At 71.6% G+C, this 25,627-nt stretch carries 24 protein-coding genes; 11 read left to right on the top strand and 13 right to left on the bottom strand.

The features are described from left to right. Window positions 1-148 precede the first annotated feature (148 nt). Window positions 149-1,072, bottom strand: coding sequence for an NADP-dependent oxidoreductase (locus O3X23_RS02100; protein ID WP_269269299.1), 924 nt, complete (start codon window positions 1,070-1,072; stop codon window positions 149-151). Between the two features lie 40 nt (window positions 1,073-1,112). After that, the gene (locus tag O3X23_RS02095; RefSeq protein ID WP_269269298.1) at window positions 1,113-2,645 is read right to left on the bottom strand and encodes an MFS transporter; all 1,533 of its coding nucleotides are present in this window, start codon (window positions 2,643-2,645) and stop codon (window positions 1,113-1,115) included. Between the two features lie 152 nt (window positions 2,646-2,797). Between O3X23_RS02095 and O3X23_RS02090 the strand changes: the two genes are divergently transcribed. Further along, entirely contained in the window at window positions 2,798-3,238 is a 441-nt protein-coding gene (locus tag O3X23_RS02090) for a MarR family winged helix-turn-helix transcriptional regulator (RefSeq protein ID WP_269269296.1), read from the top strand. A 6-nt stretch (window positions 3,239-3,244) separates the two neighbouring features. Here the strand turns inward: O3X23_RS02090 and O3X23_RS02085 are convergent, their stop codons facing one another. Together O3X23_RS02085 and O3X23_RS02080 are read right to left on the bottom strand one after the other, a co-directional pair. Next, window positions 3,245-4,126, bottom strand: coding sequence for a hypothetical protein (locus tag O3X23_RS02085; RefSeq protein WP_269269295.1), 882 nt, complete (start codon window positions 4,124-4,126; stop codon window positions 3,245-3,247). A gap of 118 nt (window positions 4,127-4,244) precedes the next feature. Continuing rightward, entirely contained in the window at window positions 4,245-4,952 is a 708-nt protein-coding gene (locus tag O3X23_RS02080; RefSeq protein ID WP_269269294.1) for a FadR/GntR family transcriptional regulator, read from the bottom strand. 137 nt (window positions 4,953-5,089) lie between these two features. On the opposite strand from O3X23_RS02080, the gene O3X23_RS02075 reads away from it, so the two are divergent. From O3X23_RS02075 to O3X23_RS02065, 3 genes are all read left to right on the top strand, one after another. Next, the gene (locus tag O3X23_RS02075) at window positions 5,090-5,620 is read left to right on the top strand and encodes a gluconokinase (protein ID WP_269269293.1); all 531 of its coding nucleotides are present in this window, start codon (window positions 5,090-5,092) and stop codon (window positions 5,618-5,620) included. A 33-nt stretch (window positions 5,621-5,653) separates the two neighbouring features. Continuing rightward, window positions 5,654-7,051, top strand: coding sequence for a GntP family permease (locus tag O3X23_RS02070; protein ID WP_269269292.1), 1,398 nt, complete (start codon window positions 5,654-5,656; stop codon window positions 7,049-7,051). 88 nt (window positions 7,052-7,139) lie between these two features. Then, on the top strand, window positions 7,140-8,030 hold the full coding sequence (locus O3X23_RS02065) for an MBL fold metallo-hydrolase (protein ID WP_269269556.1): 891 nt from the start codon (window positions 7,140-7,142) through the stop codon (window positions 8,028-8,030). A 68-nt stretch (window positions 8,031-8,098) separates the two neighbouring features. Here O3X23_RS02065 and O3X23_RS02060 read toward each other — a convergent pair whose 3' ends face one another. After that, complete coding sequence (locus tag O3X23_RS02060) at window positions 8,099-9,436, bottom strand: glucarate dehydratase family protein (RefSeq protein ID WP_269269290.1); 1,338 nt, start codon at window positions 9,434-9,436, stop codon at window positions 8,099-8,101. Between the two features lie 11 nt (window positions 9,437-9,447). Beyond that, on the bottom strand, window positions 9,448-10,371 hold the full coding sequence (locus O3X23_RS02055) for an ADP-ribosylglycohydrolase family protein (protein WP_269269289.1): 924 nt from the start codon (window positions 10,369-10,371) through the stop codon (window positions 9,448-9,450). Between the two features lie 156 nt (window positions 10,372-10,527). On the opposite strand from O3X23_RS02055, the gene O3X23_RS02050 reads away from it, so the two are divergent. Together O3X23_RS02050 and O3X23_RS02045 are read left to right on the top strand one after the other, a co-directional pair. Further along, window positions 10,528-11,565, top strand: coding sequence for a phosphotransferase family protein (locus O3X23_RS02050; RefSeq protein WP_269269288.1), 1,038 nt, complete (start codon window positions 10,528-10,530; stop codon window positions 11,563-11,565). 6 nt (window positions 11,566-11,571) lie between these two features. Continuing rightward, window positions 11,572-12,786 (top strand): acyl-CoA dehydrogenase family protein, encoded by a 1,215-nt coding sequence (locus tag O3X23_RS02045; RefSeq protein WP_269269287.1) that lies wholly within the window; start codon window positions 11,572-11,574, stop codon window positions 12,784-12,786. A gap of 291 nt (window positions 12,787-13,077) precedes the next feature. On the opposite strand, the gene O3X23_RS02040 is transcribed toward O3X23_RS02045, so the two are convergent. Then, window positions 13,078-13,326: a hypothetical protein gene (locus O3X23_RS02040; protein WP_269269286.1), complete on the bottom strand. Its 249-nt coding sequence runs from the start codon at window positions 13,324-13,326 to the stop codon at window positions 13,078-13,080. A gap of 459 nt (window positions 13,327-13,785) precedes the next feature. Continuing rightward, complete coding sequence (locus O3X23_RS02035) at window positions 13,786-14,214, bottom strand: hypothetical protein (RefSeq protein ID WP_269269285.1); 429 nt, start codon at window positions 14,212-14,214, stop codon at window positions 13,786-13,788. Window positions 14,215-14,340: 126 nt separating this feature from the next. On the opposite strand from O3X23_RS02035, the gene O3X23_RS02030 reads away from it, so the two are divergent. The 4 genes from O3X23_RS02030 to O3X23_RS02015 all read left to right on the top strand — a co-directional run bounded on the left by O3X23_RS02030 (window position 14,341) and on the right by O3X23_RS02015 (window position 17,053). Continuing rightward, window positions 14,341-15,501 (top strand): helix-turn-helix domain-containing protein, encoded by a 1,161-nt coding sequence (locus O3X23_RS02030; RefSeq protein ID WP_269269284.1) that lies wholly within the window; start codon window positions 14,341-14,343, stop codon window positions 15,499-15,501. 14 nt (window positions 15,502-15,515) lie between these two features. Further along, entirely contained in the window at window positions 15,516-15,962 is a 447-nt protein-coding gene (locus O3X23_RS02025) for a GNAT family N-acetyltransferase (protein WP_269269283.1), read from the top strand. A 77-nt stretch (window positions 15,963-16,039) separates the two neighbouring features. Then, a complete protein-coding gene (locus tag O3X23_RS02020) occupies window positions 16,040-16,591 on the top strand; it encodes a hypothetical protein (RefSeq protein ID WP_269269282.1) in 552 nt (183 codons plus the stop codon). A gap of 162 nt (window positions 16,592-16,753) precedes the next feature. Beyond that, window positions 16,754-17,053 (top strand): 4a-hydroxytetrahydrobiopterin dehydratase, encoded by a 300-nt coding sequence (locus O3X23_RS02015; RefSeq protein WP_269269281.1) that lies wholly within the window; start codon window positions 16,754-16,756, stop codon window positions 17,051-17,053. 60 nt (window positions 17,054-17,113) lie between these two features. On the opposite strand, the gene O3X23_RS02010 is transcribed toward O3X23_RS02015, so the two are convergent. The 4 genes from O3X23_RS02010 to O3X23_RS01995 are packed head-to-tail and all read right to left on the bottom strand — an operon-like array spanning window position 17,114 to window position 21,193. Beyond that, entirely contained in the window at window positions 17,114-18,100 is a 987-nt protein-coding gene (locus O3X23_RS02010) for an NADPH:quinone oxidoreductase family protein (protein WP_269269280.1), read from the bottom strand. Window positions 18,101-18,115: 15 nt separating this feature from the next. After that, window positions 18,116-18,715, bottom strand: coding sequence for a TetR/AcrR family transcriptional regulator (locus tag O3X23_RS02005; protein WP_269269279.1), 600 nt, complete (start codon window positions 18,713-18,715; stop codon window positions 18,116-18,118). Window positions 18,716-18,770: 55 nt separating this feature from the next. Next, complete coding sequence (locus tag O3X23_RS02000; protein ID WP_269269278.1) at window positions 18,771-20,420, bottom strand: class I adenylate-forming enzyme family protein; 1,650 nt, start codon at window positions 20,418-20,420, stop codon at window positions 18,771-18,773. Continuing rightward, window positions 20,417-21,193, bottom strand: a complete 777-nt coding sequence (locus O3X23_RS01995; protein WP_269269555.1) for an SDR family oxidoreductase — start codon at window positions 21,191-21,193, stop codon at window positions 20,417-20,419. Before O3X23_RS01995 ends, O3X23_RS02000 begins: the two co-directional genes overlap by 4 nt. Window positions 21,194-21,368: 175 nt before the next feature. Here O3X23_RS01995 and O3X23_RS01990 point away from each other — a divergent pair, with 175 nt between their 5' ends. Further along, window positions 21,369-22,697 (top strand): serine-threonine protein kinase, encoded by a 1,329-nt coding sequence (locus O3X23_RS01990; RefSeq protein WP_269269277.1) that lies wholly within the window; start codon window positions 21,369-21,371, stop codon window positions 22,695-22,697. A gap of 38 nt (window positions 22,698-22,735) precedes the next feature. Here O3X23_RS01990 and O3X23_RS01985 read toward each other — a convergent pair whose 3' ends face one another. After that, on the bottom strand, window positions 22,736-25,561 hold the full coding sequence (locus O3X23_RS01985; protein ID WP_269269276.1) for a penicillin acylase family protein: 2,826 nt from the start codon (window positions 25,559-25,561) through the stop codon (window positions 22,736-22,738). Window positions 25,562-25,627 lie beyond the last annotated feature (66 nt).

Here is a 25,627-nt window from a genome sequence, read left to right as displayed (position 1 = left end):
GCGGGGGCCGCCGGTGATGACGTCCGGGGGGGCCGCGGCGGTGGCGGGGTGCACGGTGGCGCTGGCCGTCTTCGGCGCGGCCGTGCTGTGGTGACGGCCGTGCTGTGGTGACGCCCGGGCCGTGGTCCGGGTCGTCGGCCGGGCGAAGTCACATGGTGACGACGATCTTGCCGCGGGTGTGGCCCTCGGCGCTGAGCCGCTGTGCGTCGGCCGCCCGCTCCAGCGGGAACGTGGCGGCGACCTCCACCGTGACCACACCGGCCTCGGCGAGGTCACTGAGCGCCGAGAGGTCCGCGGTGTCCGGGCGGACCCACTGGAACCGGCCGCCCAGGCCCAGCACCGCCGGGTCCGCGATCGAGACCAGCCGGCCGCCGTCCGCGAGCAGGCCCGGGGAGACGGTCAGGGCGTCGCCGCCGACCAGGTCCAGCACGGCGTCCACGCCGTCGGGGGCCAGCGCCCGTACGCGGTCGGCGAGGCCGTCCCCGTAGGTCACCGGCTCCGCGCCCAGCCCGCGCAGGTAGTCGTGGTTCTTCTCCCCCGCCGTGCCGATCACCCGGGCACCGAGGTGCTTGGCGATCTGGACGGCCATGGAGCCGACGCCGCCGGCCGCGGCGTGGATGAGGACGGTGTCGCCCTTGCCGGCGTTCAGCTCGTGGATGAGCGTCTGGTAGGCGGTCAGGCCCGCCAGGGGCAGGCCGGCGGCCTGCTCGAAGCTGAGGTTGGACGGCTTGCGGGCCAGCGTGCGGACCGGGGCGCCGACCAGTTCGGCGAACGTGCCGCGGGACAGGAAGTCCTCGCGGACGTAGCCGATGACCTCGTCGCCCTCCTCGAACTCGGGAACGTCGGGACCGGTCTGGACGACGACGCCCGCTACGTCCCAGCCGGGGATGACCGGGTAGACCGCGTCGAGCAGCGAGTCCAGGTAGCCGGCCTGCGCCTTCCAGTCGACGGGGTTCACCGCCGCGGCCCTGACCTTGATCAGGACGGTGTCCGGTCCGACCTTCGGGTCGGGGCGGTCGCCGTACTCCAGGGCCTCGGGCCCTCCGTAGCTGCGGTAACTGACGGCCTTCATGGTGATGGCTCCTGTACGCCGTGGGGGGATCGGTCGGGGATCAGACGACGCCGGCCTTGTCGGCCGCGTCGGGCTGCTCCGCCACCTTGAGGGGGGACGGGACGGTACCGGCGGCGGAAGCCGTCACCTCGACGGTCCGGTGTCCTTGGTGCGCGCGCAAGCCGAGCCAGCTGACCAGCCCGACCAGGGCGAAGGAGACGGCCGCGATACCGAAGGTGAGGGTGAAGCCCGATTCGGCGGGCAGCGCCGGCACTCCGGCGGGCAGGTCCTCGATCGTCCTGGACGCCAGGATGGTGGTGACGACGGCGCTGCCGATCGCACTGCCGGTGGAGCGGGAGATCGAGTTGATGCCGTTGGCGATGCCGCTCTGGTGGTGCGGGACGCTCGCCATGATGACGGCGGGCATGGCCGCGTAGCCGAAGCTGACGGCCGCACCGACGATGAGGCCGGCGCCGATCACCGAGGCGGTGTGGCTGTGGTCCAGGGCCAGCCAGGCGAAGCCGGCGGCTCCCAGCACGGCGGCCAGGCCGAGCACGACCCGCGGGCCGCGGTGCCGGACGAGACGGCCGCCGATGGGCGAGGCGAGCAGCGAGACGATCGCGCCGGGGAGCAGGAACTCGACGGAGGCGCGCAGGATGGACGCGTCGAACCCGTAGCCGGTGATCGCCTGGGGCATCTGGACGAGGTAGGAGACGCCCAGGAAGTTCGCGAACATGCCGAAGCCGACGAGGATTCCGGCGAGGTTGGCCATCAGCACCGGACGGTGGACGAACATCCGCATGTCGACCAGCGGCTCGCGGACCTTGAGCTCGGTCAGCACCCAGACGGCGCCCATGACGACGGCGCCGGCGAAGCTGCCGAGCGTGCGGCCGGAGGCCCAGCCCCATTCGTGGCCCTGCGAGATCGGCAGCAGGAGCAGGAGGAGGGCGATGCCGAGGGTGAGCGCGCCGAGGAAGTCGGTGCGGCCGCCGGTCTTGTGCCGGGTCGCGGGGACCAGGAGGACGACGGCGAGCAGGGCGAGGACGGCGAAGCCCGTCGCCATCCAGAACGCGTTGCGGTAGTCGGCGTCGGGGCCGGAGGTGAGCAGGCCGGTGGCGACCAGCGCGAGACCGCTGCCGAACGCGAGGGTGCCGCTGACCAGGGCCATCGCACCGGGAAGCTTCTGCGGGCGGACCTCCTCGCGCAGCACCGACAGCGCCAGCGGGAAGATCGCGGTGGCGGCGCCCTGGAGCACCCGGCCCACGATCAGCAGGGGCAGGGAGGACGCCAGGGCGGCGATGACGGAACCCGCGACCATGATGCCGAGTACGGCCACCAGGGTCGGCTTCTTGCCGTGCTGGTCGCCGAAGCGGCCGAGCAGCGGGGTGAAGACCGCGGCGGACAGCAGGGTGGCGGTGGTCACCCAGCTGACGTTGGCGGTCGAGGTGCCGAGGTCGTTGCGGATCAGGCCCAGGATCGGGACGGGCAGGGTCTGCATCATCGACACGACCATGGCGGCGAGGCTCAGGGCGAAGACGATGACCGTCTCGTTCCGATGCCCCTTGGCGGCGGGTGCGGTGCTGGCGTGGCTCATGGCTGGAGGGTCCTTCTCCTGGCTTCGCATCTTTGCTTCACGACGTGGATGCTTGATGTCGTCAAGCAACCCGACAGACGGTAGACCTCAATAGTTAAGGACGTCAAGTTAATGATTGATGTCTTCAAGCATTTTGAGTACACTCCATGCCCATGAGCGCCACCACCCAGAACGTCCCGACCAAGCTCGAACTCCTGGAGCTGCTCGCCGCCATCGGCACCGCCCAGTGGCGGGATTTCGCGGCCGCCGCCGCGCACCACGGCCTCACCTCCACCCAGGCCAAGGTCCTCGCCCAGCTCGACGGGCCGCTGCCGATGCGCGGGCTCGCGGCGCTGCTGGTGTGCGACGCGTCGAACGTCACCGGGATCGTGGACCGGCTGGAGGCGCGGTCGCTCGTCCGCCGCGAGGCGGACCCCGCCGACCGCCGGGTCAAGAACGTCGTGGCGACCGACGAGGGCCGCGAGACCATCCGGCGCGTGCGCGAGGAGATGCAGGCCACGCACGGCGCGCTCGACGCCCTGGACGAGCACGAGAGCGCGACGCTCTACGCCCTGCTGGGACGGCTGCGCCCGGCAATGGAGAAGAACGCCTGACGGGTGTCAGCGGCGGCGCAGCGCCGCCGCGAGCGCCCGCACGTCCCGGCCCGCGAAACCGGGCTCCCGCCCCAGCGCACGGACGAGGTCGTCGCGGACCGCGCGGCTGCGGCCCGCCGCGACCAGCGCCAGTGATTCGGCGAGCGCGGCCGGGAGCGACGGGTGGTACCAGGGCTCCGCGGCGTCCTCGTCGAACCAGCGGACGGCCGGGAACGAGCTGTGCACCTTGGGTTGGTGGTCACCGAACCACGACCACGTCCCGGGGTCCAGCGACACATTCACCACGTGGCCGGCGGGCAGGGTGCGCACCCATGGCCGGGACGCGTCCTGCTGCCAGCGCCAGTGGCCGGGAGCAGTCCTGCCCCGCTGGGTGACGCCCACGTAGCGCAGCTTGCGGCGGATCACCGGCCACGGTTCGCGGCTCTCCGCGATCCAGTCGGCGAGCGCGCGGTGCAGGGTGTCGAAGGTGCTGCCCCGGTGAACGACGTCCACGAGGGCGATCGGCCGCTTGCGGCGGGCGAGTGCGTGCGGGTCGAGCCCCGCCGCCGCGAGGTGCTCGCGCAGCCGGGCCCGCGTCGCGGGCGTCCAGCCCCGGTCGTCGGTGCACGAGACCGGCAGCCGCAGCAGCCGCCCCTGCCACGACGCGCCCTCGAACGCGCCGGTCAGCAGGTCGTACATGCTGTCCAGCGACCGTCCGACGAAGCACAGGTCGGCAGCGTCCGAGCGGGCCAGCACCTTCGCGGCGCAGTCGGTGAGCGCCGGCAGGTACCCCAGCCGGGTGGGCGGCGCGCCCTCGGCGAGCGCGCCGAGCCGGTCCGGGCCGGCACCCGCGGTCGTGGCGAGGCTCCAGCGGAACGGCTGCGGCGGGGCGGACGGGCGAGCGGGCATACGTCTCAGTGGATCACCGTCGGCCGTCCGGGTCATCCGGTTTTCCCGCGCGCACCGGTTCGGGACCGCTCCCGGGCCGCCCGGGACACCGCGCACGGCCGCGGGCCGCCGGGCGGACCTACGGGGCGAGGATGTCCAGTTCGCGGAGGGCTCCGACGCAGATCTCGCGCATCAGGCTCTCCGCGCTCGCCGCGTCCCGCGCCCGGACCGCCTCGGCGACGCGTACGTGCAGGGTGACCGCCTCGGGGTCGGGGGCGGTGAACATCACGTGGTGCTCGGTGCGGCCGGTCAGCACCTCGGCCACGACATCGCCGAGCCGGGCGAACATCTCGTTGCCGGAGGCCCGCAGCATGACGCGGTGGAACGCGACGTCGTGCACCAGGTACTCGGCCAGGTCCGCGGCGCGGCCGGCCGCGACCATGTCGGACGCGAGCACCGTCAGCTCCCGGCACTGCCCCGGGGTGGCGGCCTGCGCGGCGAGCCCGGCGGCCACCGGCTCAACGGCGGTGCGCAGCATCGTCAGCGAGCGCAGTTGGCGGGGACGGTCCGCACCGGCCAGCCGCCAGCGGATGACCGCCGGGTCGAAGACGTTCCACTCCTCGGTGCGCCGCACGGTGATGCCGACCCGGCGGCGCGTCTCGACCAGGTGCATGGCCTCCAGGACGCGGACCGCCTCGCGGACGACGGTGCGCGAGACCCCGTACCGCTCCTCGAGTTCGTCGATCCGCAGCACCGTCCCGGGCGGGTAGGCGCCGGAGGCGATGCCGGGCCCGAGTTCGGCCAGTAGGCGGGCGTGCAGGCCGCCGCCCTCTTCCTGCTGAGACATGGGTGACAGCCTATGCGTCAGCACATTGATATGACGTTTTCATATCGGACTCTTGAATAAGTAGTACCTATGGCGTTTATTGGTGGCCAGCCGCTTGCCCTTGGTGGCCGGCCGCTTGCACAAGGAGGTACGAGCGCATGACTGCCGAACCCGCGCAGCACCAGCCGCAGCCGAGCCCCCCGGTCGTCGTCGTCATGGGCGTGTCCGGGTCGGGCAAGTCGACGGTCGGCGGCCTGCTCGCCGAACGGATGGGCGTCCCGTACGCCGAGGCGGACGACTTCCACCCGCCGGAGAACATCGCCAAGATGTCGGCGGGCCATCCGCTGGACGACACCGACCGCGGGCCGTGGCTGGACGCCATCGCCGCCTGGGTCACCGAACGCACCGGCCTCGGCGGGGTGGTCAGCTGCTCCGCCCTGCGCCGCCGTTACCGCGACCGGCTCCGCGCCGACGCCCCCGAGCTGTTCTTCCTGCACCTGGACGGAGCTCCGGAGCTGATCGCCGCGCGGCTGCAGGCCCGCATGGAGCACTTCATGCCGGCCGGACTCCTGCGCTCGCAGTTCGACGCCCTCGAACCGCTGGATCCCGATGAGGCAGGGGCCGTTGTCACGATCGACGGCGGCCCGCAGCAGATCACCGAGCGCGCGTACGCCGCGCTCCCCCGCTGACCCCCCCGTCCGCCGCCCCCTTGGAGAACGAACGTGTCTGCACTCAGCGCCGAGCTGCTGGCCGCGACGACCGCGCCACCCATCACCACCGCCGGTGACACCCGGCTCGGCATCGCCGCCCTGGTCGGCATCGCCGTCATCATCGTGCTGATCACCCGCTGGAAGGTGCACGCCTTCCTCGCCCTCACCATCGGCTCCTGTGTGCTCGGCGCGGTGGCGGGCGCGCCGCTGGCGAAGACCCTCACGAGCTTCACGACAGGCCTCGGGGCGACCGTCGCGGGCGTCGGCGTGCTCATCGCGCTCGGCGCGATCCTCGGCAAACTGCTGGCGGATTCGGGCGGCGCCGACCAGATCGTCGACACCATCCTGGCCCGCACCAGCGAGCGCCGGATGCCGTGGGCGATGGCGGGGATCGCGGGGCTGATCGGGCTGCCGCTCTTCTTCGAGGTCGGCATCGTGCTGCTGATCCCCGTGGTGCTGCTCGTCGCCCGGCGCGGCAACTACTCGCTGATGCGGGTCGGCATACCGGCGCTGGCCGGGCTCTCCGTCATGCACGGCCTGGTGCCGCCGCACCCCGGACCGCTCGCCGCCATCGACTCCATCCACGCCGACCTCGGCACCACCCTGGCGCTCGGCGTCCTCGTCGCGCTGCCCACGCTCGCCATCGCGGGGCCGCTCTTCGGCCGGGTGGCCGACCGCTGGGTCAAGGTCGAGCCACCGGAGACCATGACGCCGGCCCGCGCCTCGGACGACCTGGAGCACCGTCCCAGCTTCGTCGCGACGGTCTGCACCATGCTGCTGCCGGTGGCGCTGATGCTCGCCAAGGCACTGGTGGACGTCATCGTCGACGATCAGCAGAGCCTGGTCTTCCGGATCTTCGACGTGGTCGGCACGCCGCTGATCGCGCTGCTCGCCGCCGTCATCCTGGCCATGTTCACCATGGGCCGCGCGGCCGGGTTCACCAAGGAGCGCATCTCCTCGACGGTCGAGAAGTCGCTCGCCCCGATCGCCGGCATCCTGCTCATCGTCGGCGCGGGCGGCGGGTTCAAGCAGACGCTGATCGACGCCGGGGTCGGCAGCATGATCCTCGACTGGTCGGACAGCTGGAACATCTCACCGCTGCTGCTCGGCTGGCTGATCGCCGTCCTCATCCGGGTCGCGACCGGCTCCGCGACCGTCGCGACGATCTCCGCCGCCGGTCTGGTGGCACCGCTCGCCGCCGACATGTCGACAACACACGCGGCCCTGCTGGTTCTCGCCGTCGGCGCCGGTTCGCTGTTCTTCTCGCATGTCAACGACGCCGGGTTCTGGCTCGTGAAGGAGTATTTCGGGATGGATGTCCCGCAGACCCTCAAATCATGGTCGACGATGGAGACAGTGATCTCCGTGGTGGCCCTAGGCTTCGTCCTGCTGCTCTCGCTCGTCCTGTAGGGCGAGACGGCGTCAGAGGACCGTCCTGGGGAGGGCACAAGTGGGCACGACGGCGATCGTCGACACAACGGGCACAGAGCCGTATCTCATGGAACTGGCGCCTGACGTCCATGCGTTCTGCCAGCCCGACGGCGGCTGGTGCCTGAGCAACGCGGGCTTCGTCAGCGACGGCGCGAGCACGCTGCTCGTGGACACCGCCGCCACCGAGCGCCGCGCCCGGCTGCTGCGCGACTCCATCACGACGGCGGGCGCGCCGCATCCGGAGTACGTGGTCAACACCCACCACCACGGCGACCACACCTACGGCAACGGCCTGTTCGCGGCGGGCGGCTCGACCGTCGTCGGGCACACCGCGTGCCGCCGGGAGCTGCTGGCGGCCGGCCGCCAGCTGCACGGCGTGTGGCCGGACGTCGACTACGGCGACATCCAGATCACCGCGCCCACCGTCACGTACTCCGAGTCGATGCGGCTGCACACGGCCGGCTCAGAGGTGCGCCTGTTCCACCCGGGGGTGGCGCACACGCCGGGCGACACCATCGTGTGGCTGCCGCGCCAGCGCATCGTCTTCACGGGCGACCTGGTCTTCAACGGCGGCACGCCGTTCATCCTGATGGGGTCCCTGAACGGGTCGCTGCGCGCGCTGGACCTGCTGCGGTCGCTGGACGCCGAGATCGTCGTCCCCGGCCACGGCCCGGTCACCGACCCCGGCGTCTACGACACCATGGAACGGTACCTGCGCCACCTCGGCTCCCTCGCGGAGACCGGCCGCGCCGCCGGCCGCACCCCGCTGGAGACCGCCCGCGCCGCCGACCTCGGCCCCTTCGCGCAACTGCGGGAGTCCGAGCGCCTGGTCGCCAACCTGCACCGGGTCTACGCCGAACTCGACGGCATCGCGCCGGGTGCCCCGCTGGACGTGGCGGCGGCGTTCGCCGACATGGCGGAGATGAACGGCGGCCGGCCGGTGGCCTGTCACGCGTAGTGCGGCGGCGTGCCGCGCGCGGTGGGCGGCACGCCGCCCTCCCTACCGGCGCGGCACCCCGCCCTCCCCTACCAGCGCGGCACGGCCGGCGTCCGCCATCCCGGCTCGGCCTGGCGCATCGCGGCCGCGTCGTCGCGGTCCCGCATGGTGCCGTCGTCGTCCAGCCAGCGCTGGTGGAGCACCTTGAGGGCGTCCCGGTCGAGTTCGACGCCGAGGCCGGGCGCGTCGGAGACGGTGAGACGGCCGTCGGTGAAGACATGCCGGGACGTGATGACGTCGTCGGTCTGCCAGGGGTAGTGCGAGTCGCAGGCGTAGTCGAGGTTGGGGACGGTCGCGGCCACGTGGGTCATCGCGGCGAGGCTGATGCCCAGGTGGGTGTTGGAGTGCATGGACAGGCCGACGCCGAAGACGCGGCAGATCGCGGCCAGTTCGCGGGTGTTGCGCAGTCCGCCCCAGTAGTGGTGGTCGGAGAGCACCACCTGCACGGCGCCCGTCGCGAAGGCCTCGCGGATCTCCGGGAACGTCGTCACGCACATGTTGGTGGCCAGTGGCACGTCGGTGCCGGCCGCGACCTCCGCCATGCGGGCGGTCGTGCTGGCCGGGTCCTCCAGGTACTCCAGGATGTCGCCCAGTTCCGCGGCGACGCGCAGTGAGGTCTCCACGGACCAGGCGCCGTTGGGGTCCAGCCGCAGCGGCTGCCCGGGGAACTCCCCGGCCAGCGCCCTGACGGCGGCGATCTCCTCGTCGGGCGGGAAGACACCGCCCTTGAGCTTGAAGGAGCCGAACCCGTAGGTGTCGGCGAAGCGGCGGGCCTGGGCGACGACTCCGGCCGGGTCGAGCGCGGCGCCCCAGTCGTCCCGCGGCGTGTCCGCGCCGGGGTGGTGCGCCCAGCGGTAGAAGAGGTAGGCGCTGTACTCGACGGTGTCGCGGACCTTGCCGCCGAGCAGCGTGTGCACGGGCAGGCCCAGGATCTTGCCGAGCGCGTCGAGGCAGGCGACCTCGAAGCCGGAGATGACGGAGAGCCGCAGCTTGTCGGCGGTCTGCACACCGCGCAGGCCGCCGACGTCGACGGAGTCCGATACATCATCGGGGTCCTCGGGATCGCCGCAGACCCGCTCGGCGAGCGTGAAGAGCCCGTTCAGATCGCTGACCGCGTGACCGGGCAACGCCTCGCCGAGGGGCGCGGCGAGCTCCAGGTACCGGCTGTCGCCGTACGTCTCCCCGATGCCGACCGTGCCGTCGGCGGTGATGACCTCGATGATCAGGCGCGGGGTGAAGGGCTGGTGGACGCCCTGAGTGTTGAGCAGCGGCGGGTCGGCGATCAGGATCGGGGTGAGCCTGACCTCCGTCACCGTCAATGCCTCGGCGTCCGCCGCTGTCTGCGTATGTGAATACCGTTCACCCATAAGTCCAGAGGCTAGGCGGGGGCCGAGTCCGCGTCAACCCACGCCGGAAGCGCCTCCCTGGCCGTGTGCCAGGCCGGCGGCAGGCCCGCGACCCCGGTGCGGGCGGCGACCACGCCGCCCGCGATGGCGCAGGTGGTGTCCATGTCTCCGAGGCCGGAGACCGTGACCCACAGGCACTCCTGGAGGTCGTCGGGGTGGTTGGCCGCGCACCACAGGGCGAACGGGACGGTGTCGGGGGCCGACACCCGGTATCCCGAGCCGAGCACCTCGGCGGCGTGCCGGACGGAGGCGTACTGGGACATCCGGGAGGCGGTGCGCAGGCCCGAGCGGACGTCGGAGACGTCGAGCCGGTCCGCGACCGCGCCCAGGAAGTCCGCACGGGCCGGGGCCGCGCCGCCCCGGCCGCGGGCGGCGAGGGCGGCGGCGACCGCGACCGCCACGGCCCCGACGACGGCCTCGGGGTGGTGATGGGAGACCGATGCCTGGCTGGCGGCCAGCTCGGCGACCGAGTCCAGGTCCTCGCAGTGCCAGGCGCCGAGCGGGGCCACCCGCATGGCCGCCCCGTTCCCGTAGGAGCCCTGCCCCTCGAACTGCTCGCTCACCACGGCCTGCCAGGGCTCCCCCGTACCGATCCGGCGCAGCACGTCGTGCATGGAGGGACCGTAGCCGCGGTGGTCGTCGGCCGCGTACTCGTCGGCGAGGCGCCGGGCCAGCCGGTCCTGGTCGACCTCTCCGCAGCTCTCCGCCAGCTCCCGCACGAGCGCGAGCGCCTGCGCGGTGTCGTCGCTCCACAGCCAGGTGTCCTCCGGTGGCAGGACGCGCCGTTCCAGCGCCTCCGGTCCGGAGAGCCGGAGCACCGAGAACCAGCGGTCGCCGAAGGCGTCCCCGTGGGCGAGTCCGTGGAGCGAGTCCAGGGCGGCGGCGGGGATGTACATCTAGGCTCCTCGAAGGGCATGGACGGGCTGCCAGTCTCCCAGCAGGAACCTGCCCACAACACCGGATTCCGGATCCCTACTGGACGACATACCGACTGGTCGGCATGATGGCAGGAACGCCAGGACCAAGGTGTGCCGGGTGGTGAGGAGCAGACGATGAGCGGTACGGACAATCCACCGGGGCTCGATCTCGGTCGACTGCGCGAGTATCTGGACCGGCAGCGCCCGGGTCTGGTGCGCGGCGCCCTGCGGGCCCGGCTGATCGAGGGCGGCCGGTCGAACCTGACGTACGCCGTCACCGACGGGGTCTCGCGGTGGGTGGTGCGGCGTCCGCCGCTCGGGCACGTCCTGGCCACCGCGCACGACATGACGCGTGAGCACCGGGTGATCAGCGCGCTGAGCGACACCGCGGTCCCGGTGCCCGGCACGGTGCTGCTGTGCGAGGACCCGGAGGTGCTCGGCGCCCCGTTCTACGTCATGGACTTCGTGGACGGCACGCCGTACCGCACCTCGGCGCAGCTCGCCGAGCTCGGCCCGGAACGCACCCGCGCGGTCGTGCTGGGCCTCCTCGACACCCTGGTGGACCTGCACGCGGTGGATCCGGCAGCAGTCGGCCTCGGTGATTTCGGGCGCCCCGAGGGCTTCCTGGAGCGGCAGTTGCGCCGCTGGGGCAAGCAGTTGGAGGCGTCCACCAGCCGGGACCTGCCCGGGATCGCGGACCTGCACGCCGCCCTCGGCAAGGCGCTGCCCGCCTCGCCGGCGCCCACCGTCGTGCACGGCGACTACCGGCTCGACAACGTTCTCGTCGGCGGCGACGACCGGGTCCTGGCCGTCCTGGACTGGGAGATGTCGACCCTGGGCGACCCGCTCACCGACCTCGGCCTGCTGGTGATGTACAGCGAGCAGGAGACCGTCCCGGACGTGCCCGTGTCCACCACCGGCGACGCGCCCGGCCACCCCAGCGCCCGGGAACTGGTCGAGCGGTACGCCGAGCGGTCGGGCCGCGACACCTCCGCCATCGACTGGTACACGGCCTTCGCGTACTTCAAGCTCGCCGTGATCCTCGAGGGCATCCACTACCGCTTCACGCTGGGCCAGACCGTCGGGGCCGGTTTCGACCGGATCGGCGACCTGGTCCCCGCCTTCATCGACCGCGGGCTGCTCAAGCTCCGGCTCCAGCCCCAGGAGGACTGAGGACTGATGGATTTCGCCTACGACGCCCGTACCGAGGAACTGCGGACGCGGCTCACCGCGTTCATGGAGTCTCACGTCTACCCGGCCGAGCCGGTCTTCGCCCTCCAGCGCGAGCAGGCCGAGGGCGACGCCCGCTGGTCCGCGCCGCCCGTCGTGGAGGAGCTGAAGGCGGAGGCCAAGCGGCAGGGCCTGTGGAACCTCTTCCTGCCCGGCGAGCGGGGAGCGGGGCTGACGAACCTGCAGTACGCGCCGCTGGCCGAGATCACCGGCCGCAGCCCGCACCTGGCGCCGCCGGCGCTGAACTGTGCCGCGCCCGACACCGGGAACATGGAGGTGCTGAGCGAGTTCGGCACCGAGCAGCAGCGCAAGCAGTGGCTGGAGCCGCTGCTCGCCGGTGAGATCCGCTCGGCGTTCGCGATGACGGAACCCGACGTCGCCTCCTCGGACGCGACCAACATCGAGACCCGTATCGAGCGCGACGGTGACTCGTACGTCGTCAACGGCCGCAAGTGGTACATCTCCGGGGCGATGAACCCCAAGTGCGCCATCATGATCGTGATGGGCAAGAGCGACCCGTCGGCGGAGCGGCACCGCCAGCAGAGCCAGATCCTCGTACCCCGGGACACCCCCGGGGTCGACGTACGGCGCGGCATGCGGGTGTTCGGCTACGACGACGGCGACCACGGCGGCCACGCCGAGGTCGTCTTCACCGACGTGCGGGTGCCGGCCGAGAACCTGATCGGCGAGGAGGGCGGCGGCTTCGCCATCGCCCAGGCCCGGCTCGGCCCCGGCCGGATCCACCACTGCATGCGGCTGATCGGGATGGCGGAGCGGGCCGTCGAGCTGATGTGCCGGCGGGCGACGGACCGGGTGGCGTTCGGCAAGCCGATCGCCGAGCAGGGGGTCGTCCAGGAGTGGATCGCGGAGGCGCGGGTCGAGATCGAGCTGCTGCGGCTGCTGGTGCTGAAGACGGCGTGGCTGATGGACACGGTGGGCAACCGGGGGGCGCACACGGAGATCCAGTCGATCAAGATCGCTACGCCGGCCGCGGTGGTCAAGATCATCGACCGGGCGATCCAGGTGCATGGCGCCGGTGGCGTGAGCCAGGACTTCCCGCTGGCGCAGCTTTGGGCGGGGGCGCGGACGTTGCGGCTGGCGGACGGGCCGGACGAGGTGCACAAGCGGTCGCTGGCGCGCCGTGAGCTGAAGAAGTACGTGTAGCCCTGGCGGCGCCGTCGCCTGGTGCGGCGCCGTGCTCGGGCCGTTGCCTGGTGCGGCGGCGTCGTGGTGCGTTGCGCGGCCACGGTCGTGAACAGGGTGCGGCCCCGTCGCGGGGCGGGGCCGGGCTCTCCGGCGCGGAGGTTCGAAATCGTATATTTAGGGCCTGGCGGCCCTCAAATACACGGCAGCATTTCGAACCCCCACGCCTGCGACCCCGGCCCCTCGCGTTCAGACCGCCCGGCTTGCCCGTCCTGAGCTGCTCCCCCGCGCCTTGCGGAGGGCCTTGGGTTGTCAGCCGTCATCGGAGGACCGGAAGCGGGTGAACAACCCTGCGCCGTGCTCGGCGAGCAGGTTCCTGTAGCGGTCGCCTTCGTCGAATTCCTCGTAATGGGTGACGGCATCACCGGCGAGGATGAGGGATTTCGCGCAGCCGAGGCACCAGTCCTTCCCGGTCTCCAGGTCACGAAGGTCGGCGGGGTGCACCGCGCAGAAGGAGCACGGGCGGCGGTGCTTTCCGCCTGATGCTGGCCGGTCCGTCACTACTTCACTCCGAGGACGCCGAGTTGTTGAGCGGTCCGGACGGCTCCGGCCGGCGCGTGCGGGTCCAGAGCAGCGAACCGGTCAGCGAGCCCCTGGCCAGTCTGGGCGATCAGTGCCGCTATGTCGGTGTTCGACAGGTCCGGAGGGAGTGCCGCACGAAGGTACGGATCTGAGGTCACGTGCGCGAGGAGCTACTGGACGAGCCAGAAGCGGGGTCAGGAGCTGCACGCCGAGGGTGATGTGCAGGGAGCGTTGGTCCGTGGTGCAGCCGTGGTGGACCCATCCGCGGGGATGAACAGCACCTGTCCGTCCGTCAGCTCGGTCTGCAGGTCCAGGCGTTCAGTGACGTGGGCAAGCTGCTCGTCGGTGAAACCGACCGCCGTCCACCGGTGACGCTCCAGGGGATCAATGACGACGGGGCGGACAGCAGCTGGGTGTGTGGCGCTCGACGGCGCAGAATCAGCGCGAGCGCGGGGCGAACGGTTGGCGGTCGCGGTAGCGGGGGCGGCCGTCGGTGCCGTCGGGGTGCTGATCCAGTGGGATCACCCGGTACGCGACACGGCACTTGCCGTCCGCGTAGAGGAGCCGGCCGGGTCCAGAGGCTCCAGGCCGGAGCCCGATGGGTACGGCCGCCGGGGTGAGGATCGCGTCGTGGCAGTAGTGACACCACGCGTGCGGCTCGGCGACGACGCTCGCCTCGCAGGACGGCTCGCACGCGTACAGCTCGACGTGGTCGGCGTGCACGCCCGTACCCATCGGGAACGATCCGAGCAACCGGGCACGGCGGAGACGCGCCCTGCAGAGCGCGCAGTTCAATCCCTGCAACTGGTTGATCGCCAGCCGTTCCGGGTCGATCGCCGGCGGCTGCTCGATGTGTTCCGTGCCCACGACTTCTCCCTGTCACCATGAGTGATCGGCTTATGGGAGTAGCGTGACGTTCACGGACGGCAGGGCCTAGGAGATGCGCGTCCGCTGCCGTCCGCACCCCTGCGGACACTGCGGACACCGAGGGCGATGATGAACGAAGAGACGTTCGGGCAGGCACTCCGTCGGCTGCGCGGCAGCCACTCTTTACGGGATGTCGCACAGCTTGCCACCTGCGGGAAGTCCTACGTGGCCGATCTGGAGACCGGTCGGCGCCGTCCGACGGAGGCCATCGCCGTCGCCCTCGACACGGCCCTCGACGCGCACGGCGAATTGATCGCCCTCGCCGCTGTCCGCGCGGACATGCCCGTCCTCGCCCAAGCCGCGGCCCTGCAACGTGGGTTGTCCGACGCTCTCGCCGCAGGACCCATGACGGACGCGGGCCTCAACGAGTGGGAGTACACCGTCGCGCGGCACGGGCGGGCGACACGGTTCCGGCCCGAGGGCGAACTGTTACCCGAGCTGCTCAGCGATTTCGCCGACTTGCAAAGGCTCCTCGGGCACCGCCATTCCGTTCACGTCCGGCGTCGGCTCACGCTGGCCGTGGCGCACATGTCCGGGCTGATGGCCCTCACCCTGCTCAAGCTCGGCGACGCTTCGAGCCGCGACTGGTGGCGCACCGGCCGGGCCGCCGCGGCGGCGGTGGAGGACCGGGAGGCCCTGTCATGGATGTACGCGCAAGAGGCGTACCAGCACTACTACGGCGGTGACATGGAGGGTGCCGTCGAGCTGGCGTGTCGCGCGCAGCAGCTCGCAGGCGGCCTGCCGTGCGTCGGGCCCGCCCTCGCGGCTCCGCTGGAGGCCCGCGCTCACGCACTGCTCGGCCGCCGAAAGGAAGCCTGCGCGGGGCTTGCAGCAGCGGAGACCGCGCTCGGTCGGCTCGATCCGGCCCACCGGATCGGTAGCGCCTTCGGGTACAGCGAGTCGCAGTTCCGGTTCCACAGCGGCAACGCCTGGACCCACTTGCGGGAGACATCACGTGCCGGTGAGCAGCAGGCCCGCGCGCTGGAGCTGTACCCCCTCGGCGACCACACGGACCGCGCGCTCGTCCACCTTGATCAGGCCGTGTGCCTCGCAGCCGCTGGAGACCCCGCGGGGGCCGCCGTCCTGGCGACCGACACCATCGTGACCCTGCCCGTGGACCACCGCTCCGCGCTGATCATCTACCGCGCCCGGGAGCTGGCAACTAGTGTTCCCGAGGCACGGGAAGTACGGGCGCTGCGCGAGGCGTTGGCGCTGCCCCCCCGGTGAGAGGGACAGCTGACATGGTGACCATCGAGCGGGCGACCGCAGCTGACGCCGAGACGATCTCCGAACTCCTCGGTGAGATCGAGGCGTACTACGGCGGCGAGGCAGTACCCGGCGACATCGGACAGATTCACGCGGCGCTGTTCAGCGCGCAGCCCATGGCTACGGTTCTGCTCGCGCGCGATGGCGGCGATGTCGTCGGCCTGGCCAGCTACTCGTTCCTGTGGCCTGCGGCCGGCGCTGATGCGTCGCTCTATCTGAAGGAGTTGTACGTCCGGGAGACGGCCCGCCGCCGTGGTGTGGCTGGTGCGTTCATGGCCAAGCTACGTGAGGCTGCCGACGAGTCCGGCTGCACCCGGGTCGAGTGGACGGCCGACCGGGACAACCCGCCTGCCCTAGAGTTCTACGCCGCGTTCGGTGCGGAACCCCGAGACGGAAAGGTGTTCTACCGGTGGGGGAAGTGATGTCACGGTCCGACCAATGAGCCGCCGGGTGCTCGCCTCGTCGATAGCGTGAGGTGCTCACCAACCGTGGGGGAACCGTGCGCAGTATCGCCATCGCTGTCTCTGCCGTACTCACAGCCAGCGTTCTTGCCGGGTGCAGTTCGCCGAGCACCGGCGAGCCGAATCACCCGGTCAGCACGACCACAGGCCAGCAGGCGCCTGGTGCCGAGAAGTCGGCCGGCCCGCAGACGGCCGAGCAGGTCACGACGGCACTGATCAAGGCCGTGCCGAGCGTGAGGACGCTCGTCGTCTACAACGAGACGACCGACCCGAACCACGCAATGGGCCGGCCACACCAGTACGTGAGCAAGACCGCTTTCGCGGATTCACGGATCAATCGCGCGGAGGCGAAGAAGGACGACCGTGGCCGGTCCGACGCAATCGCCTACGGCGGGACCGTCGAGGTCTTCGCCAACGAGGCCGACGCGAAAGCGTGGGCCGACAACATCGACAGGCTGTCGCAGGCCGTCGGCGGACTCATCACCCCCGACTACCTCTACCGGTCCGGCCAATACGTGATCCGCGCGTCCAGTCACCTGATCCCGACGCAGGCACGGCAGTATCAGGCTGTACTGACCAAACTCGTTTGAAAGGACCGGCCGCACGAGCCGGATCGACGACATCGCGGCCACGTACGAAGCCACCTGCGGCGCCGCCCCAGGGTGCGTCACAAATTGCGCCGCGGGACAAGCTGCCTCGATTGGCCGGGACCTGGCTGAGGTGCTGGCACCAGTCGGTGGGAGGAATTGACCGTGGCTGAAGCGCTGTGGACGGAGGAGATCCAGGAACGCATCAAGGACTTGGCGGGCTGGACGACCGACGGCCGCAAGGTGGAGCGCTCGTACTCGATTCCGCACATCCAGGGCGCCGCGTTCATCGTGCACATCGCCGCTATTCAGGACGAGCTGGGCCACCACTCGGACGCGACGCTCGGCTACCGGACCGTGCGGGTGTCGTTCAGTTCGAGCGACCTTGGCGGATATGTCGCGGAACACGACATCGAGCTTGCGCGTCGCATCGAGGCCGCGGCGGCCGGTCACGGCGCCCGGTAGACCCCGGGCGTCCGCCGAGGTCCCGCCCGTGGGGCGGGACCTCGGCGGACGGTCGGGTCATCAGGCGTTGACGACGACCACGCGGCCCGTCGTCTTGCCGTCCGCCACCCGCTGGACGGCTTCCGCCGCTTCGGTGAGGGGGACGCGTTCGCTGATGTGGGGCTTGATGCTTCCCTCGGCGGCGAGGCGGGTGAGGGTTTCGTGGGCCTGGAGGACCGCTTGGGGGTCCTTGGTGTTGTAGAGGCCCCAGTGCAGGCCGAGGATCGAGTAGTTCTTGACGAGGGCGTGGTTGAGGCCGGGGGTCGGGACCGTGCCGCTGGTGAAGCCGACGATGACGATGCGGCCCTCGAAGGCGATGCACTTGGTCGACTTCGTGTAGGCGTCGCCGCCGACCGGGTCGTAGACGACGTTCGCGCCCCGGCCGTTGGTGGCCTCCTTGACGACGGCCACGAAGTCCTCGCTGTAGCGGTCGACGACGATGTCGGCGCCGAGGTCGCGGGCGACCTTCGCCTTGTCGGGGCCGCCGGTGACGCCGATGACGGTGGCGCCCGCGGCCTTGCCGAGCTGGATGGCGGCGCTGCCGACGCCGCCCGCGGCGGCATGCACCAGGAGGGTCTCCCCGGGCTGGAGGGCGGCCCGGCGGTGGAGGCCGAACAGGCCGGTCTGGTAGCCGATGTGCAGGGCCGCGGCCTCGGCGTCGTCGAGGGCCTCGGGGGCCGGCAGTGCCGACGCGGCGCTGATGACGGCCAGTTCCGCGAACGCGCCGTGCGGCAGGGAGGCCGGGGAGATGATCCGGGCACCGATGTCGAGGCCCGTCACCCCCTCGCCGAGGGCGAGGACCTCGCCGCACAGCTCGACGCCCGGGGTGAACGGCAGCGGCGGGCGGATCTGGTACTGGCCGCGGCACAGCAGGGCGTCGGGGAAGTTGATGTTCGCGGCGCGTACCCGCACCAGCACCTCACCGGGGCCGGGCTGCGGGTCCGGTACCTCGTCGAGACGCATCGCCTCGCGCGGCTCCCCGTTCTCGTGCACGCGCCATGCCTTCACCAGGTACCTCCAGGGTTATCGGGGCTGCCGCACCGAGTGCAGCAGCATGTCTGCGAAGTCCTCGGCGACCGTCGTGGCGGACAGCGGGCCGTCCGCGCGGTACCAGGTGCCGAGGTGGTGCACCGAGCCGAAGAAGTAGTCGACGACGAGGTCGGGCCGCAGCTCGACGCGGAAGATCCCCTCGCGCTGGCCCTCCTCGATCAGGGCCCGGAACTTCTCGTGGTAGCGGCGGCGCTCGGCGCGTACCGCCTTCTGCTTCTCCGGGCTCAGCTGGTGCATGGACCGGAAGAAGATCTTGGTGTCGTCCAGGTTCTCGATGCTGGTGACGACGACGTCGGCGGCGGCCTCGGCCAGCCGGGTGGAGACCGGGGCTTCCTGGGCGGCGATGGAGTCGAGGCGCTCGGTCTGCAGGCTCAGGACGCGGCCGTAGATCTCGTGCAGCAGGTCGTCCTTGGAGCCGAAGTAGTGGTACAGCGCTCCCTTCGTCACCCCGGCCGCCTCGACGATCTCCTGCACCGAGGTGCGGTCGTACCCGCGCTCGGCGAAGAGGCGGGTGGCCTCGGCGAGCAGCCGCTCAGGAACTGCGGTCGCCTTCGTGGTCGTGCTGCGTGCCATGGCCTGCCCTTTCTCCGCACCGATGCGCCGGCCGACATTCCGACCGGTATGGACCCTATCCGGCCCGGGCCTTCAATTCGCGCCGGAGGATCTTGCCGGTTGCGGTCTTCGGCAGCTCCTCGATGACCTCCACCTCGCGCGGGTACTTGTAGGCGGCGAGCCGCTCCTTGCAGTACGCGATGAGATCCGCGGGTTCGGCGGCCAGGCCGGGGCGCAGGCTGACGTACGCCTTGACGCTCTCGCCCCGGTAGGCGTCGGGGATGCCGACGACGGCCGCCTCGCGGACGGCGGGGTGGGTGTAGAGCACGTCCTCGACCTCGCGCGGCCAGACCTTGAAGCCGGACGCGTTGATCATGTCCTTCTTACGGTCGACGACGTACAGCCAGCCCGCCTCGTCCATGAAGCCGATGTCTCCGGTGCGCAGTTCCCCGCCGGGCAGGGATGCGGCCGACTCCTCGGGGCGGTTCCAGTAGCCGGGGACCACCATCGGGCCGCGTACGCCGATCTCGCCGTGCGTGCCGAACGGCACCTCCGCGCCGTGTTCGTCGATGATGCGCACCACGGTGTCGGGGCCCGGGACGCCGACGGACAGGGTGCCGGACTCCGGGTCGACGGGTGCCTCCTGGCCGGCCGGCACGCTCGCACAGGGCGCGGTGCACTCGGTGAGGCCGTAGCCGTTGCGGATGTAGGGCCCGAACCGCTCGCGGAAGCCCTCGACGATGGCGGGCGGCAGGGGTGCGCCGCCGGAGTAGATGTAGTGGAACGACGTGAAGTGGTCCGGGGTGGCCTCCGGGCGGGCCATCAGCGCCATGAAGGCGGTGGCGGGGCCGACGGTGTAGGCCGGGCGGTACTCCTGGAACGCCTCCAGGACGACGCCCGCCTCGAAGCGGTTGGTGAGCGCCAGGGTCGCGCCGTTGGCGATGGCCGAGGAGAGCTGGGCGACCATGCCGGTGATGTGGAAGAGCGGCGCCAGCGCGAAGATCACCGAGCCGTCGGGCAGGGCGAGCATGACGCGCTGCCGGTCGGCGTTGTAGGCGATGTTCCCGTGGGTGTTCATCGCGCCCTTGGGGGCGCCGGTGGTCCCGGAGGTGTAGCTGATCAGCGCGGTGCCGTCGCGCTCGGGAAGCGCCGTGGGCTTCGGTCCCACGGCGGCGCGGGCCGCGTCGAGCAGGTCCTCCGCGTCGGTGGCGGGGAACCGGCCGGTGGGCAGGACGCGGCGGTCGTCGCGCGTCTGCAGGTCCAGCTCGCTGGTGACCAGCGCGATCGTGGCCTGCGATCCGGCGACGGTCTGCCGGACGTAGCCGTCCCAGGCCCGGTCGGAGCAGACGACCGCCCGGACCCCGGCGTCGGCGAGGATGTGGGTGAGCTCGTGCGTCTTGTACATCGGGTTGACCGGCACGACCACGCCGCCGGCCTTCCACGCGCCGAGCAGGCTGACCACGAACTGCGGGATGTTCTGCAGCATGACCGCGAGCCGGTCGCCGGGTGCGAACCCGCGTGCCGCCAGGTGGTTCGCCAGACCGTCGGAGAGTTCGTCGACCTCGCGGTAGGTCAGCCGCCCGTCGAAGTAGGCGAGGGCGGTCCGGTCCGGGACGCGGGCGGCCGAGTCCCGGAACGCGTGCAGCACGCTCGGCGGGGCGGCCGGCAGCGCGCGCTGCTCCTCGGTGAAGTGCCGGAGCCACGGCTTGGCCGCGTACGAGATCACGCGCGGTCCCCGTTCTCCGTCGCGCGCTCCAGTTTCTTCTGCAGGCGGTTCATGCCGTCGATCCACTGCTCGGGGTCGGCGGCGCGGGCCGCGTAGTACTGGGCGACCTCGGGGTGCGGCAGGATCAGGAACTGCTCGGCGGCGATGCCGGCCATGACGGCGTCGGCGAGCTCCTCCGGCTCGATCGCGGTGGGCGCGAGCACCAGCTCGCCCGCGGCGCCGGCCGCCCGCATCATGTCGGTCCGCACGCCCTGCGGGCAGACCGCGTGCACGCGGATGCCGCGGTGCCGGTAGGTGAGCGACAGCCACTCGGCGTAGGCGTAGGCGCCGTGCTTGGTCACCGAGTACGGCGCCGCACCCACCATGGTGAGCAGCCCGGCGGCGGAGACCGTGGCGACGAACCGGCCGCTGCCGCGCTCCAGCCATTCGGGCAGCAGCGCGCGGGCCGCCCGGACGTGGCTCATGACGTTGACGTCCCAGGAGCGTTCCCACTCCTCGTCGGTGGCGTCCGGGCCGCCGGTGCCGATGCCGGCGTTGGCGCAGAAGACGTCGATCGTGCCGCCGAGCGCGTCGCGCGCCTTGCCGACGACGTCGGAGGCGTCGCCCGGCACCGCGATGCCGCCGATCTCGTCGGCGACGGCCTGCGCGGTTCCGGCGTTCAGGTCGTTGACCACGACCCGCGCGCCCTCGGCGGCGAATCTGCGGGCCAGCGCGGCACCGATGCCGCCACCTGCCCCGGTGACGACCACTCGGGCATCGCGCAGGTTTTCCACGGCCACGATCGTGTCTCCTTCGACTCGACTGGGTACGGCTCGGTACGACTCCTTCGCATACTAAGCGGTCGGTCAGGCACACGGAAGGGCAAAATCGTATGCGCGGGGTATAGCCGGTCTCCTCCCTGTTCGGGATGATGCGCGCACATGGCGCGGATCGAAGAGGGGAACCGCCGTGACAGTGACGAGTGTGCGGCCGTACTGGGAACTGACCTTCGACGCGGACGGGGATGTCGACGTGCGGCAGCGTGATCAGCTGCTGGCGGGCGCGACCGCCGCGGGAGTCACCGATCTGGTGATGTTCGCGCACGGCTGGAACAACGACCAGTCCATGGCGAACTGGCTCTACGACCGCTTCTTCGCGCCCTTCCCGGGGCTGCTCGGCTCCGGCACCCGCGTGCGGCTCGGTTACGTCGGGGTGCTCTGGCCCGCGATGCGGTTCAGCGACGAGCCCATCCCGGACTTCACGCCCGCGCTGACGATCGCCCCCGACCCGGCCGGACGGACGGAGCTGAGCGAGGAGACGTGCCGGGCCCTGACCACCATGTTCCCCGAGCAGGGCACGACGGTGGGGCGGCTGGCGGAGCTGCTGCGGGAGTGTCCCGACTCCCCCGAGGCGTTCGCGGAGTACGTACGCCTGGTCCGCGAGCTCGTGGAACTGCCGGAGGGCTGCCCCGCCGCCGGGTTCGCCGCCGACTCCGACGACGGGTCGCAGTCCGACCCGGCGATCCTGCTGGACGACCCGGTCGCGCTCTGCGCGGAGTTCACCGCCGCCCTCCAGGAGACCGGCGTCGACTGCGGTTCCGACGGGCCCGGCGAACCGCAGCTGTTCGGCGGGCTCCGCAGGCGGCTGTGGAACGGCGCGCACGAACTGCTGCGGCAGGCCACGTACTTCGCGATGAAGCGGCGGGCGGGCACGATCGGCCAGCGCGGCCTCGGCCCGGTGCTGGGCGGGCTGGCGCAGACGGCGACCCCGGCACGCGTGCACCTGGTGGGGCACAGCTTCGGTGCCCGGCTGGTCTCGTTCGCCCTGCTCGGCCTGCCCGCCGCGGCGCACAACGTGAAGTCCGTGACGCTGCTCCAGGGCGCGTTCTCGCACTACGCGTACGCGCGCCAACTGCCCGGCGACGCCTCGCGCTCGGGGGTGCTGCGCGACGTCGGGAACCGGGTGGACGGGCCCGTGGTGTCCTGCTTCTCCCGCCACGACACGGCACTCGGGGTGATCTACCCGCTCGCGTCGCGGCTGTCGCGCGACGACTCCTCGCTGCTCGGGCTCGGCGACCGCTGGGGCGCGATGGGCCACGACGGCATCCAGGCCGTCGCCGGCACCCGGCGGGCGACGGTCGAGGACGCCCGCACCGGCCGGTTCCCGGTGTCCGGGTGCGTGAGCGTGGACGTGTCGGCCGTCGTGCGCAGCGGCCCGCCGCCGGCGGGCGCGCACAGCGACATCTGCCACGAGGATCTGGCGCGCGTGGTGCTCGCCGCGGGACGGGTCTCGCACTGAGTCCCGTCCCGCGGCACGCGCCCGTTCACCGTGAGCCGCTACCGGTGTGCGGGGAACTCCACGACCTGCTGGAACGTCGGCCGGTTCTGCCAGCTGATCTTGTCCTGGGTGATCCCGCCCAGCGGTCGCTGGATGATCGTGTCGGAGCACCACTGGTCGCCGGCCGAGCAGCTGGCGTCGCCCGGGTAGACGGCGCTCGCGGGCTTCGCGACCGCCTGCTTCAGCGTGGCCAGCAGCACGTCACGGCAGCCGCCGATGGTGCCGCCGCCACAGAAGGCCTGCGGCGTCCAGCCCTGCACCGGGTCGCCGAGGACCTTCCGCAGGTCCTTGTCCGCGTAGCCCCACCAGCCGTACTGGAACGCGCTGCCCGCGTGCGCCCCGGTCGGTCCGTGGCCGGCCGACGGTGACTCGTCGATCCACAGGTTGGAGGTCAGCGCCGCGTACAGGCCGTCGCCGAGACCGGGCCGGAACGCGCCCTCGATCAGCAGCGGCCACCACGCGTCCATGGTGCGGACCGCGTCCGCGTCGGCGTACACGTGGGAGCCCGCCGCGGTCTCCCTGCGCTTGCTGCCCGCCGCGCCCCAGTCGGACAACTGCTGCACCGCGGTGACCAGTTGCGGGTCGGTGACCGGCGCGCTGCGCAGCACGCGCAGCAGCTCCGGCAGGACGTCCTCACCGCGCAGGTCGGTCAGCGCGGCGTCGGCCATCGCCTTGGTGAGCGCGGACCGGGTCACCCCGCCCGCGGCGACGAGCTGCTTCACCCGGTCGTTCAGCAGGTCCCCGCGGTGCACGGGGCCGTTGCCGAATCCGGCCGAGGCGAACTCCTTGGCCTGCTTGTTGTTCCACGAGATGTAGTAGTCCTGGTCGACGGATTGCGGGTGCTGCGCGGGCGGGGTGTAGGTGGCGGTGTTCGTCACCGGGTTCCAGCCCTGCCACTCGTAGGCGGCTTCCGCCTTCACCGGGAACGAGGGGTCGACGCCGGCGGCGCGCACCGGATTCGTCCCGCTGTTGAAGTAGGCGGTCTGCCGGGAGTCCGCGTAGAACCAGTTGAAGGTGTAGTTGATGTACTGGGTGGCCTGCTGGAACGAGGCCGCGTCATGGACGTAGCCGGGGTCGTTCAGCATCTGGAACCCGATGATCGAGTCGGCCTCGTGCCGGTACGAGCTGCGCAGCGTGGTGTACGCGACCGCCCTGCCGCCGACCGTCGCGCGGTACGACACCGGCCCGTACGCCGTGCGGTAGACCTGCATCCGGTAGGAGCCCGCGGCGGTCGAGTCGGCGACCGTGGGCTTCCAGGAGTTGACGCGCTCCAGCTTCTCCATGGCCGTGCAGACGCCGTGGTAGACGTAGTGCACGGCGTCCTGGCACAGCTCGACGGCGTAGGTGTCGGTGATGTCCTGGCCGGCCGAGGTGGCGCTCCAGGCGTAGTCCTGGCCGCGGCCGAGTTCCACGTACATCCCCAGCCCGGCGAACGAGGCGCCGCGCGCGCTGATCCCCGGGCCCTGGAGCTCCTGGAGCATCAGCAGCTGCGGTGCGAAGTAGCCGGTCTGCGGGCCGAACACGGCGAGCGGATGGCCGCTGGCGGTGTGCGCGCCGCTGACCACCAGTGCGTTGGACATGCCCTTCTTCGTGGAGAACAGGTTCGCCGGCAGCGCCCCGTCGTCGAAGATGCCCTGCGCGGCCTTGAGCGGGCCGGCCTTGACCGGTGTCTTCGCGGCGGTCGCCGCGCCGCCCGTCTGGTCGTAGACCAGCGGTTCCGCGACGACCGTTCCGGGCGCCGGCAGCGCCGCGCCCTGCGGGTTGGCGGGCTTGCCCGCGTACGGGAAGCTGGATCCGTCGTGCAGCGTCAGTGTGGCCTCGGGGTCGTTGCGCTCGCGGAACGTCTCCCAGACCGCGGTCCCTTGCGTGACGCCGTACTTCTGCTGGGCGGCGAGCAGCGAGATCGCGCTCTCCACCTCACCGCCGCCGCCGGAGCCGAACAGCGCGCCGATGACCGAGCCGAGCGCGATCAGGTCGGTGAGCTTGAATGGCTGGATCTCGCCTGCGTTGGTGACCGCGTCGATCTGGCCGGTCAGCACGTACTCGCCGGGGAAGTACCGGCCGTTCTTGGACGCCGTGATGTAGGCGTTGATACCGGCCACGTACGCGGTCACGTCGGCCAGCGCCTGCTGTCCGCGCGGGCCGCTGTTGGCCGTGAGCTGGTCCACCTGGGCCTGGAGGTCGGCCTCCGTGTACGGGGCGGCCCGCCAGAACTGCTGCTCCAGTTCCCGGTTGGCGGCCGCGCCGCCCGCGAAGGACGACAGCTGGCCGCGTCCCACGTGCCGGAACAGGTCCATCAGCCACAGCCGGTCCTGAGCTGCCGCGTAGCCCGCGCCGAACTCGGTTCCGTCGCGGGTGGTGCCCTTGATGTGCGGGACGCCGGTCTTCTTGTCGCGGGTGATGGTGACGTCGGCGCGGGGTGTGGTCACGGACGCGACCTGGCCGGAGGGGACGCCGAAGGAGGCGTCGTTGAAGAAGGAGGTGATGGAGGCGTCGGTGAGCGACGGATAGCCGGTCGCCAGGTTGGCGTACGGCCCGAGTTGGTCGGCGGCGTGCGCGGGGCGGGTGCCGAAGACCTTGTGGGCCAGGATGTCGGCGAGCGTCGCGTTGCCGTTCTCCCCGGCCGGCAGGATGTCGCCGCACCGGCCCTGGCAGTAGTCGGTGACGGGGTCGGCCGCCTGGGCCGCTTGCGGCAGCGGTACGACGAGGGTGACGCCGAGTGCGAGCAGCGCCGCGGCGGTCACCGTTCTGAACTTGCGGGTGACTGCCTTGCCCTTGCGGGCGCCTACCTTGCCGGTGCGTAGTTTGCCGGTGCGTTGTGGCATTCCTGCTCCTCCCGGAGGCCGATGCGCCGGAGGTTACCGCCGGTACGGCCAGGCCGGAAGGTGAAC

The organism is Streptomyces sp. H39-S7, from assembly GCF_027158205.1.
Taxonomy (GTDB): domain Bacteria; phylum Actinomycetota; class Actinomycetes; order Streptomycetales; family Streptomycetaceae; genus Actinacidiphila.
The sequence above is the reverse complement of the archived record's forward strand: the minus strand, read 5'-3'. Positions and strand labels throughout refer to the sequence as shown.

Coding starts and splice junctions, on each gene's coding strand:
- O3X23_RS02080 (WP_269269294.1), bottom strand. CDS start 4,952: ATGTCTCAGCAGGAAGAGGGCGGCGGCCTGCACGCCCGCCTACTGGCC.
- O3X23_RS02050 (WP_269269288.1), top strand. CDS start 10,528: ATGAGCGGTACGGACAATCCACCGGGGCTCGATCTCGGTCGACTGCGC.
- O3X23_RS02005 (WP_269269279.1), bottom strand. CDS start 18,715: ATGGCACGCAGCACGACCACGAAGGCGACCGCAGTTCCTGAGCGGCTG.
- O3X23_RS02100 (WP_269269299.1), bottom strand. CDS start 1,072: ATGAAGGCCGTCAGTTACCGCAGCTACGGAGGGCCCGAGGCCCTGGAG.
- O3X23_RS02030 (WP_269269284.1), top strand. CDS start 14,341: ATGATGAACGAAGAGACGTTCGGGCAGGCACTCCGTCGGCTGCGCGGC.
- O3X23_RS02075 (WP_269269293.1), top strand. CDS start 5,090: ATGACTGCCGAACCCGCGCAGCACCAGCCGCAGCCGAGCCCCCCGGTC.
- O3X23_RS02065 (WP_269269556.1), top strand. CDS start 7,140: ATGGAACTGGCGCCTGACGTCCATGCGTTCTGCCAGCCCGACGGCGGC.
- O3X23_RS01985 (WP_269269276.1), bottom strand. CDS start 25,561: ATGCCACAACGCACCGGCAAACTACGCACCGGCAAGGTAGGCGCCCGC.
- O3X23_RS02055 (WP_269269289.1), bottom strand. CDS start 10,371: ATGTACATCCCCGCCGCCGCCCTGGACTCGCTCCACGGACTCGCCCAC.
- O3X23_RS02090 (WP_269269296.1), top strand. CDS start 2,798: ATGAGCGCCACCACCCAGAACGTCCCGACCAAGCTCGAACTCCTGGAG.
- O3X23_RS02045 (WP_269269287.1), top strand. CDS start 11,572: ATGGATTTCGCCTACGACGCCCGTACCGAGGAACTGCGGACGCGGCTC.
- O3X23_RS02025 (WP_269269283.1), top strand. CDS start 15,516: ATGGTGACCATCGAGCGGGCGACCGCAGCTGACGCCGAGACGATCTCC.
- O3X23_RS02095 (WP_269269298.1), bottom strand. CDS start 2,645: ATGAGCCACGCCAGCACCGCACCCGCCGCCAAGGGGCATCGGAACGAG.
- O3X23_RS02085 (WP_269269295.1), bottom strand. CDS start 4,126: ATGCCCGCTCGCCCGTCCGCCCCGCCGCAGCCGTTCCGCTGGAGCCTC.
- O3X23_RS02060 (WP_269269290.1), bottom strand. CDS start 9,436: ATGGGTGAACGGTATTCACATACGCAGACAGCGGCGGACGCCGAGGCA.